This is a genomic window from Pseudomonas sp. 05T35, from assembly GCF_056396605.1.
Window position 1 is genome coordinate 21,888 of sequence record NZ_JBFTLU010000070.1, and the last position, 9,788, is coordinate 31,675.

6 protein-coding genes are annotated in these 9,788 nt (G+C 60.9%); 3 read left to right on the forward strand and 3 right to left on the reverse strand.

The window, feature by feature from the left end; translation table 11 throughout:
* Window positions 1–114: 114 nt before the first annotated feature.
* Both AC1DH9_RS07880 and recQ read right to left on the reverse strand, forming a co-directional pair.
* Window positions 115–549, reverse strand: a complete 435-nt coding sequence (locus AC1DH9_RS07880) for a MarR family transcriptional regulator (protein WP_054596242.1) — start codon at window positions 547–549, stop codon at window positions 115–117.
* 118 nt (window positions 550–667) lie between these two features.
* Complete coding sequence (gene recQ / locus AC1DH9_RS07885) at window positions 668–2,797, reverse strand: DNA helicase RecQ (RefSeq protein ID WP_019692441.1); 2,130 nt, start codon at window positions 2,795–2,797, stop codon at window positions 668–670.
* A gap of 349 nt (window positions 2,798–3,146) precedes the next feature.
* Here recQ and AC1DH9_RS07890 point away from each other — a divergent pair, with 349 nt between their 5' ends.
* The 3 genes from AC1DH9_RS07890 (at window position 3,147) to lapD (ending at window position 6,231) form a co-directional block, all read left to right on the forward strand.
* A complete protein-coding gene (locus AC1DH9_RS07890; RefSeq protein WP_103315564.1) occupies window positions 3,147–3,734 on the forward strand; it encodes a UPF0149 family protein in 588 nt (195 codons plus the stop codon).
* Window positions 3,735–3,744: 10 nt separating this feature from the next.
* Window positions 3,745–4,140 (forward strand): YbaN family protein, encoded by a 396-nt coding sequence (locus AC1DH9_RS07895; protein WP_427529826.1) that lies wholly within the window; start codon window positions 3,745–3,747, stop codon window positions 4,138–4,140.
* 150 nt (window positions 4,141–4,290) lie between these two features.
* Complete coding sequence (gene lapD / locus AC1DH9_RS07900; protein ID WP_427539210.1) at window positions 4,291–6,231, forward strand: cyclic di-GMP receptor LapD; 1,941 nt, start codon at window positions 4,291–4,293, stop codon at window positions 6,229–6,231.
* 67 nt (window positions 6,232–6,298) lie between these two features.
* Here the strand turns inward: lapD and AC1DH9_RS07905 are convergent.
* On the reverse strand, window positions 6,299–9,788 hold a 3,490-nt coding region (locus AC1DH9_RS07905; protein ID WP_477808011.1), incomplete at its 5' end, for a beta strand repeat-containing protein.

A 9,788-nucleotide genomic window follows, 5' to 3' on the forward strand; every position in this document is an offset into this window, starting at 1 on the left:
AAAATTCAGGAACGGTTCATTGACCGGTTTCGTCCAGTACGAACACGTTATTGCCTGGTAGTTCTTATAGTCTGCTCTGTGCCAGTTCTCAAAAGTCTGCGGTGTGGTTATGCCTCAAGATTTTTCCAGATTGGCCAGAATGTGCCCATGGACCCGCATACACACCCGCATATCTTCCTCGTTGACACCCTCAAACAGCTCATGGCGCAACTCGGCGGCAATGGTTTCAATTTGTTCGATCAAGGGACGGGCGGGCGCGCACAGCACGATCTTTTTCGCCCGGCGGTCTTCCGCCACCGCCTGACGCTGCACCAGGCCTTGGGTTTCCAGGCTATCGAGCAGGCGCGCCAGTGTCGGTCCTTCAACACCGACGCTTTGTGCCAACTCACGCTGAGTGGGGGCTTCTTCGAAACGCGCCAGGTGCAACAGCACCAGCCAGCGGGCCTGGGACAGGCCAAGGCCGGCAAGACGGCGATCCAGTTCGGCGCGCCAGCCGCGAGACATCTGCGCCAACTGCATGCCAAAACGGTGTTGATCGGTTAACGGCATAAAAAACTCATGGTTAGACTGAAATAGGCTGAAACTAATTATTAGTCAGCTAAGCATGGCCCTCGACTCTAGGCAAGGCTCGGTCTGTACTGAATCGTTACATCTTGATCTTCGACACTTAAATTTCAAACTCCGACTGCAATGCCGCTCTTACACAGTACAAAACGCCCTCGGGAACACGACCGGCAAACAACGCGGAAATCTCCGACACCGGCGGCAGCTCGCCCTCGCCGTCCAGGAATGCGTCCTGGACTTCACCCATCAGGTCTTCCGGAAGGTCCAGTGCCTGCTCCAGCGACAGTTGCTGCTTGCCGATGGCCTCGGCGAGCATCGTGTACACGTTCTTTTCCGAACACTGCAACTGACCGGCAATCTGCATCGGCGTCATGCCGGCGCGCGCCAGTGTGATCAACTCGTGACGCAGGTCGGCAACCACTTTCGGGGCCTCGGCCTGGCCGCCCAGCACTTCGAGGAAGGCCTCGCCATAGCGCTCCAGCTTGCGCGCACCGACGCCACTGACCTTGGCCATTTCCGGCAGGGAGCTTGGCTGGCTGCGGAGCATTTCGAGCAAGGTCGAATCGGGGAAGATGACGTACGGCGGCACGCCATGCTCTCCGGCGAGCTTGCGGCGCAGGGCGCGCAAGGCTTCCCACTGCTCGCGTTCTTCGCCTCGCACCAACTGGCTGGCCTGGCTGGTGCTGCTGCTTTTCGCGGTGGTTTGCGGTTTGAGGTCGCGGCGCAGCTCCAGGGTCACTTCACCTTTGAGCAGCGGTCGGCAGCTGTCGCTTAAACGCAGGCCGCCGTAACCTTCCAGATCGATGTCCGCCAGACCGCGCGCTACCAGCTGTCGGAACAATGAACGCCATTCGCCTTCAGCCCGCGCCTTGCCGACACCGTACACCGACAGATGCTGATGGCCGAAGCTACGGACCTTTTCGTTGTCCTTGCCCAGCAACACATCCACCAGATGTCCGACGCCGTAGCGCTGGCCAGTACGGTAGATTGCCGACAGTGCCTGACGGGCCGGTTCGGTGGCGTCCCAGGTCTGCACACCGTCGACACAGTTGTCGCAATGCCCACAGGGCTGCGGCATGTCTTCGTCGAAGTAGGCCAGAAGCGTCTGACGGCGGCAGCGGGTTTCTTCGCAGAGCGAGAGCATGGCGTCGAGCTTGTGCTGCTCCAGACGCTTGTGGCGCTCATCGCCTTCGGAGTTTTGCAGCATCTGCTTGAGCATCACCACGTCTTGCAGGCCGTAAGCCATCCAGGCATCTGCCGGTAGACCGTCACGGCCACCCCGACCGGTTTCCTGGTAATAGGCCTCAAGGGATTTCGGCAAGTCCAGATGCGCGACAAAGCGCACGTTGGGTTTGTCGATGCCCATGCCGAACGCCACGGTGGCGACCATGATCAGGCCTTCCTCGTTGAGAAAGCGCTTCTGGTGGTGGGCCCGCGTATCGTTGGGCAGGCCAGCGTGGTACGGCAACGCCGGGAAACCTTGCTCGCTGAGGAACACCGCTACTTCGTCGACCTTCTTGCGCGACAGGCAATAGACGATGCCGGCATCACTGCGCCGTTCAGCCAAAAACGCCAGCAACTGCTTGCGCGGCTGCTCCTTGGGCACGATGCGGTAGAAAATGTTCGGCCGATCGAAACTCGACAGAAAGCGCTCGGCGTTCTGCAGGTGCAGGCGCTCGACGATTTCTTCCCGGGTGCGCTTGTCGGCCGTGGCAGTCAGGGCGATGCGCGGGACGTTGGGGAACAGCTCCGCCAATTGGCCCAATTGCAGGTATTCCCGGCGGAAATCGTGCCCCCATTGCGATACGCAGTGAGCTTCGTCGATGGCAAACAGAGCGATTTCAAGACTTTGCAGGAACGCCAGCATCCGTGGCTGAACCAGGCGCTCAGGCGCCAGATACAGCATCTTCACTTCACCGCGCTTGATCCGCGCCGCCAGATCGCGCTGTTGCTCGGCACTCAAGGTCGAATTGAGCGCCGCCGCGGCCACGCCGAGTTCTTCGAGGGTCGCGACCTGATCGTCCATCAAGGCAATCAGCGGTGAAACCACCACCGCCAGGCCATCACGCAACAGTGCCGGGACCTGGAAGCACAGCGACTTGCCGCCACCGGTCGGCATCAGCACCAGAGCGTCACCGCCGCTGGCCACGCGCTCAATGATGGCACCCTGGCGGCCACGAAAACTGTCGTAGCCGAAGATGTCCTTGAGGACGCGCTGAGCCTGTTCGAGCATGAAAAACTCCAAATGGTGCTGAATATCCCTGTGTGCAGGCTGGATCAAAAAACCGCATTGTTCACGGACAGATCCGTAAGCGGATTTGTCCTGGACCGTCGCGACACCTGCAGGGCTTTGCAAAACGCGCGAGTATACCCGAGCGATACCGGGCAAAGGGCGTCACTGACGAATAGCCTCCCCGCCCAGATCAACAAATCCCCCTTGTAGCAGCTGCCTCGCGGGCTCGGCAGCTGCTACGGATCGGGACTAGACTGGTCTGGAATGCGGGCAAATCTGCCGTGCGGCTGGCCGGACCGCTCAAGAACGCCTAGAATTGGGCATCGTATATTCCCAAGGTAGTCCTTCAATGTCCTTCGCTGAGCAACTAACCCGCCTGCAAGCCTTCCTCGACGCCGACGAGCTGCATGACGAGGCGCTGGACTATGTGGCCGCCCACGGCTATCTGACAGCCCTGTCGATCTGTTCCGAGACGGTGCCTGATCGTGAGTGGATCGACGCGCTGTTCGCCGAAGAGCCGCATTATCGCGACGACGCCGAGCGTGCAGAAATCGAATCGACCCTGATTGCCCTCAAGGCTCATATCGCTCGCCAACTGGCCTCCGATGAAGAGTTCGAGCTGCCATGCGACCTGGACCTGGGCGAAGAGCCGGATGATTCCGACCTGCGCGGCTGGTGCATCGGCTTCATGGAAGGCGTATTCCTGCGTGAAGAAGCCTGGTTCGAGACCGCCGAAGACGAAGTCAGCGAAATGCTGCTGCCGATCATGGTCGGTTCCGGCCTGTTCGACGAACAGCCGGAGTTCTCCGACATCGCGGCCGACGCCAACCTGATGGACGACATGATCGTGCAGATCCCGGAAGCCCTGACCGCGCTGTACCTGCTGTGCAACGCGCCAGACGAAAAACCGGCGATTCTCAAGCCTCGTCACCACTAAGTCGTTGCCTGTGGCTGAACCCATAGGCAAACGCCCCCTGATCCTGCGCTACGTGCTGCTGGCCATCGGCTGGCTGAGCGTAGCGTTGGGGGTGATCGGGATCTTCCTGCCTGTACTGCCCACCACCCCTTTCCTGCTGTTGGCAGCCGCCTGTTTCGCCCGCAGTTCACCGCGCTTTTATCAATGGCTGGTCGAGCATCCACAACTCGGCCCCTGGATTCGCGACTATCTGGACGGCAACGGCATTCCGCTCAAGGGCAAGGTCTACGCCATTGGCCTGATGTGGCTGAGCATCGGCCTGTCCTGCATCCTCGTCCCACTGCCCTGGGCACGTGGCTTCATGCTGACCAGCGCAGTGCTGGTGACGGTGTATATCCTGCGGCAGAAAACCCTGATCAAACCCTGAATACGCCTCGCCACATAAGCTCATCTATCCCCCCGCCCCCCCGACAATCTGCCCTGCCTCCTGCAAAACAGCGCCTAAACTCCAGGCATCTGCACGTCTGCGGCCAGACATATCCCGTCGTCCAGGAAGGTCAACGCTCCGGAGCGTCTCATGTCGCTACTCAAACAGTTGTTTTTGGCCATCTGCCTGTTCTTGCTGGTCGCCTTCAGCGGCAGTTTCTTTGTCGGCCTGGAAAGCTCGCGTGCACAGATACTCAGCCAATTGCGCTCCCATGCCCAGGACACCGCCACCGCACTGGGGCTGTCGTTGACCACACAGATCGACGACCTGGCGATGATTGAATTGATGGTCAGCTCGGTCTTCGACAGTGGCTACTTTTCCAGTATTCGGGTCATCAATATCGAGGACGAACGCGTCCTGGTCGAGCGCAACGCGGTCGCCACCACCGAACGCGTACCGGGTTGGTTCGTCGATCTGGTGAACCTGCATCCGCAAGGCGGGGATGCGTTGGTGATGCGTGGTTGGGAGCAAGCCGCGCGCGTTGAAGTGGTGAGCAACCCACAGTTCGTCCTGAGCAAACTGTGGGACAGTACCCTCGGCAGCCTGGTCTGGTTACTGCTGTGCGGGTTGCTCAGCGCAATGTTCGGCGGCTGGTTGCTGCGTCGGCAACTGCGCCCGCTCGACGCCATGGTCAAACAGGCCGAAGCCATCAACAAACGCGAGTTTCTCAGCCTGCCGAAGGTGCCCAGAACCCCGGAACTCAAACGCGTGGTGCTGGCGATGAACCAAATGGTCGAAAAGCTCAAAGGGCTGTTTGCCGAAGAAGCCGCACGAAGCGAACAACTGCGCGCCGAGTCGTTTCAGGACAGTCTTACGGGGCTGGCCAACCGCCGTTTGCTCAACGAACAACTCACCGATCAGTTGCTGGTGACCGAGCAGAGCAGCGCCGGACACCTGCTGATGCTGCGGATCAATGACCTGACCGGGCTCAACCAGCGACTGGGGGGCCAGCGTACCGACGCGCTGATTAGCGCCGTGGGTCAGTTACTCAAACGCCTGATTGAACAGCCGGATCGCCATACCTGGCTGGCCGCACGCAATCGGGGCGGTGAGTTCAGCCTGCTGACCCCTGGCCTGGACAGCAAGGACGCCGCGCGCCTGGCCGCAGAGATCAGCGCCACCCTGGAAAATCTGCGCCTGACCGGCGCCAGCGACTGCATGCCGGTGGCGCATCTGGGAGTCGTCGCCTACACACCCGGTGAAGCCTCCACCGACATTCTGCTGCGCCTCGATCAGGCACTGACTCAGGCCCAGCAGCATCCCGAACGGCCGTGGGTGCATCTGCAGCAGTCCGATAACCCACCGAACCAGACGCAGCACGACTGGCGCACCTGGATCGATGACGCCCTGACTCACGGCAAAATGCAGCTGTACTTCCAACCCGTGGTGCAATGCGCCGACACCAGCCAGGTGCTGCACCACAAGGTGCTGGCGCGTCTGCTCGATCCGCAGGGCAAAGCCATTTGCGCCGGGCACTTTCTCCCCTGGATAGAACGGCTGGGCTGGTCGGCACGGTTCGACCTGGCAATGCTCGAACACACCCTCGACTACCTTGCCGAACACCCTTGGCCGCTGGCCCTGAGCGTGTCCGGCAGCACCCTGCACGATGCCACGCAACGGCGCCTGATCCTCGATATGCTCGACGGCCTGCCCAGTCTTGCCCCCTTGCTGACCCTTGAACTCGACGAACGCCAACTGCCGCCCCCCGAAGAGTTGCGTCAACTGTGCCTGAGCCTGCACAACACCGGCTACGGGATCGGCCTGCAGCACTTCGGTGGCAGCTTCAGCCAGATCGGCAACCTCACCCAACTCGGTTTGGCCTACCTGAAAATCGACGGCAGCTACATTCGCGCCATCGACCAGCAAAGCGACAAACGCCTGTTCATCGAAGCCATTTTCCGCGCGACCAACAGCATCGATTTACCGTTGATTGCCGAGCAGGTAGAAACGCAGGGGGAACTGGAGGCAATCAGGTCGCTGGGACTGTTCGGTGTCATGGGCCGGCTGATCGGACCGCCAGCGCCGATGTAGGCGATGCTTTGGCTTTGCCTGGCAGCCCGGGAGGCAAATGTTTGCCCCCCCGGGTAGCTCCAGTCTGTCAGGTCTTCAGCGTATGGTCAGCATCCCCGAACCAGGCACGCACAAGATCGGTGCCGGCCGTGCCAGCGTTGGCAAGGACCGCCACATCAGTGAAATGCGCACCATTGGCTGCACCATCGGTATCCACCTTCACGGTGATGTCGCTGCCGGACTTCGCCAGTTGGACGAAGTCTGACACCTGGCTGCTGCCGCTAACGAAGTTGGCCTTGAGCAGCGCGGAGAGGTCGAGCGTGTCACCTTCCGCGAAGTTGTAGTCGAGGATGGTGTCGCCGCCGTCGTTCGGGCTGAGGTAGGCGAACACATCGGCTCCCGCGCCACCGCTGAGTATGTCCATGCTGCCCACCAGTGTACCGCTGGATACGCCGTGGTAATCGACCAGGGTGCCGGCTGCGCCGCCGTCGGTGACATGGAAGTCGGCCGCCGAGTAGTGCCCCAGCAGGTTCATTTCGGCCCGATGCACGCCGTCGTCCACCGTCAGCAGGCCGCCGGAGCCAAGGGCATTGGCGCTGTAGCCGAGCTGGGTGTTGGCGCCGAAGGCAATATCGCCGAACATCAGCGAGTCATTGCTTTCGAGTCCGAGAATGCCGACCAGCGAGCTGGCATCCGCGGCGTGCTCCACGATCAGCGTACCCGCACCTTCTCCGTGGAAGGCGACTGACGCGTGGGCGCCGCCGCCGAAGATCAGGCTGGCATCGCCATCGATTGTGGCACTGCCGTTGCCGGTTACGTCTGCCAGCAGGCGCAGGTCGCCGCCATTGGCCCACAGGTGACCGGAGTTGTCGACTGCGCTGGTCACCGTCATGCCCCCCATGCCCGTGGATTCCAGCACGCCGCTGTTGACTATGGTGTGGGAGCCGGTGTCGAGCACCAGGCTGTTCAGCCCGTCGGCCTGGATCAGCCCCTCATTGACCAGCACCATTTGCCCTGCGCCGAGTTGGCCGGCACCGGAGATGTGGTTGTCGACGTTGGTCAGCACGGTGTCGGCACTGCCACCGAAAATCACGTTGTGCGCGCTGTCGGACAGCAGCACATGTCCGCCGCCGGTCAAGGTCGCGCCACGGAAGAGGATTTCCAGGTCGGTCTCAGTGCCGGTGGAGCCGAGCTCGATGGTGCCGCTGTTATGGATGCTGCCACCAAACGGCATGATCGCCCCGTTGGCAATGCTGATGGTGCCGGTATTGGTGGTGAGCGGATCCACATCGAACTGGAAGTTCGCTTCGCTCAAGCCCGCCGCATCGACACCTTTCAGGGTGACCGTCTGGCCGGAACCCATGCTGATCAACGCATTGCCGTTTGCGTCATGAGCGATGCTCAAGTCAGCAAAGCCGGTAACGCCCGTGAAGCCGATCAAGTCGATTTTGTCCGCTGCCGTATCGAAGCTGTGGATGACGTTGTTGCCAACCGGCTGAGCGAACACGAACAGGTCAGCACCGCTGGAGGCAGTGAGGTTGTCGTCCGCTGACAAGGCGAAGATCGGCGAGCCGGGGGCGTAGGCTTCGACGTTGTCGGAAACGATATGACTGCTTGTACTGCCGTCCGCATTGGTCCATCCGTAAGTTACTGTGAGTTCCATCGCACCGGCATAGGTGGATGGCGTCATGACCGTCAGTGCGGAGGGGTCGCTGGTCTGTATCGTCCAACTACCGTCACCGTTTCTGGTTCCGGCACTCAGTACCCAATTTATCGGAACCCCGCTCACCTTGTAGGTAATGACCTCAGAGGTGTCGGGCGTGGGATCGGTCAGTGCCAGGTTGATTGCCTCGCCGGCTACGCCAGCCGGAGCGGCCACATGGATTGTGACTGTGTGCAAGAGGCTATTTGCCGCTCCATCGTTGGTCACTACGTTCACGATTCGGTCGGTAACGTTGTGGCTTCCGGTCTTGGTGTCAGTGTACTGAACGCCTTTGAGGATAGTCTGGTAGGTGGCCTGGCTAGCCGAGCCAGTGATCGTCAGTGTATAGATCCCATTGTTTGTGCCACTGGCAACACCGGTCACCGTCAACCCCGTAGCGGCGGTCGATGCTGACGCGTTCAGAGAGAGCATTTCCCTGACGTTCGAATTGTTGCTGTCCATAGCGTTCGTCAACGTGACAGTCATCGACGACAGATTCGGCGAGTCGACGTCGGTGACCGTCGCCAACGGCGCAATCAATAACTGCGAGGTGCCTGTTGGATAGTTCGCCGTTGCGTCATTGCCCGCGCTGCCACCATTCAAGTCCACTATCGGCGCGTCATTGGTTGCCGCCACCGTGACGGTCGTCGTTGCGACGTTGCTCGCGTGGTTAGCAGCAGAGCCGTCATCCACTTGGAAGCTAATCGTGCGCGGTGCCGTCGACGGGTTGTCGCTGGTGTCGGAGTAGGTCACCGAACGTAGCGCGGCTTGATAGTTCGCCACCGACGACGTCCCGCTTAGTGTCAGCACGCCAGTGCTTGCGTTGTAGCTGCCGCTGATGCCGTTCTGGTTGGTGAACCCGAGTACGTCCTGACCCGAGGCAAAGTTGCTGGTGATCGATACCGTAGCGCCCGTTAGGTTGCTACTGTCGACATCGGTGACCGTCAGCACCGAGTTGATCGCCGTCGCTGCCTGGTTCTCTGTGTACGACAGAGAACCACCTGCCGTCATTACCGGAGCATCGTTGGTACCGGTGATGGTCACGTCCACCGTGGAACTCGAGAGTGCCCCGTACTGGTCCTGCATCTGGTAACTGAGTGTCACGTGTTCGACCACACCCTGCGCCAGGTGGTCGAAGTCAGTTCCGGGGTTGAACAGCAGCTGGTTGCCGACCACGCTGGCCGAGCCTTTGTTTGCCGGCGCGCTGGCCGAGTTCAGCGTGAACGCGTGACCGTCATCGACATCGGTGTCGTTGGCCAGCACGTTGATGGTCAGGGTCTGGTTTTCCGTGCCGGCGGCTGTATCGGCCACTGCCACCGGCGCGTCGTTGGTGCCGGTGACGGTCACGTCCACCGTGGAGCTCGAGAGTGCCCCGTACTGGTCCTGCATCTGGTAACTGAGTGTCACGTGTTCGACCACGCCCTGCGCCAGATGATCAAAGTCGGCTCCCGGATTGAATACGAGCTGGTTGCCGACCACGCTGGCCGTGCCCTTGTTTGCCGGCGCGCTGGCCGAGTTCAGCGTGAACAGGTGACCGTCGTCGACATCGGTATCGTTGGCCAGTACGTTGATGGTCAGGGTCTGGTTTTCCGTGCCGGCAGCGACATCGGCCACTGCTACCGGAACGTCGTTGGTGCCGGTGATGGTCACGTCCACCGTGGAGCTCGAGAGCGCGCCGTGTTCATCCTGCATCTGGTAAGTGAGCGTCACGTGCTCGACCACGCCCTGTGCCAGATGATCAAAGTCGGCTCCCGGATTGAAGACGAGCTGGTTGCCGACCACGCTGGCCGTGCCCTTGTTTGCCGGCGCGCTGGCCGAGTTCAGCGTGAACAGGTGACCGTCGTCGACATCGGTATCGTTGGCCAGTACGTTGATG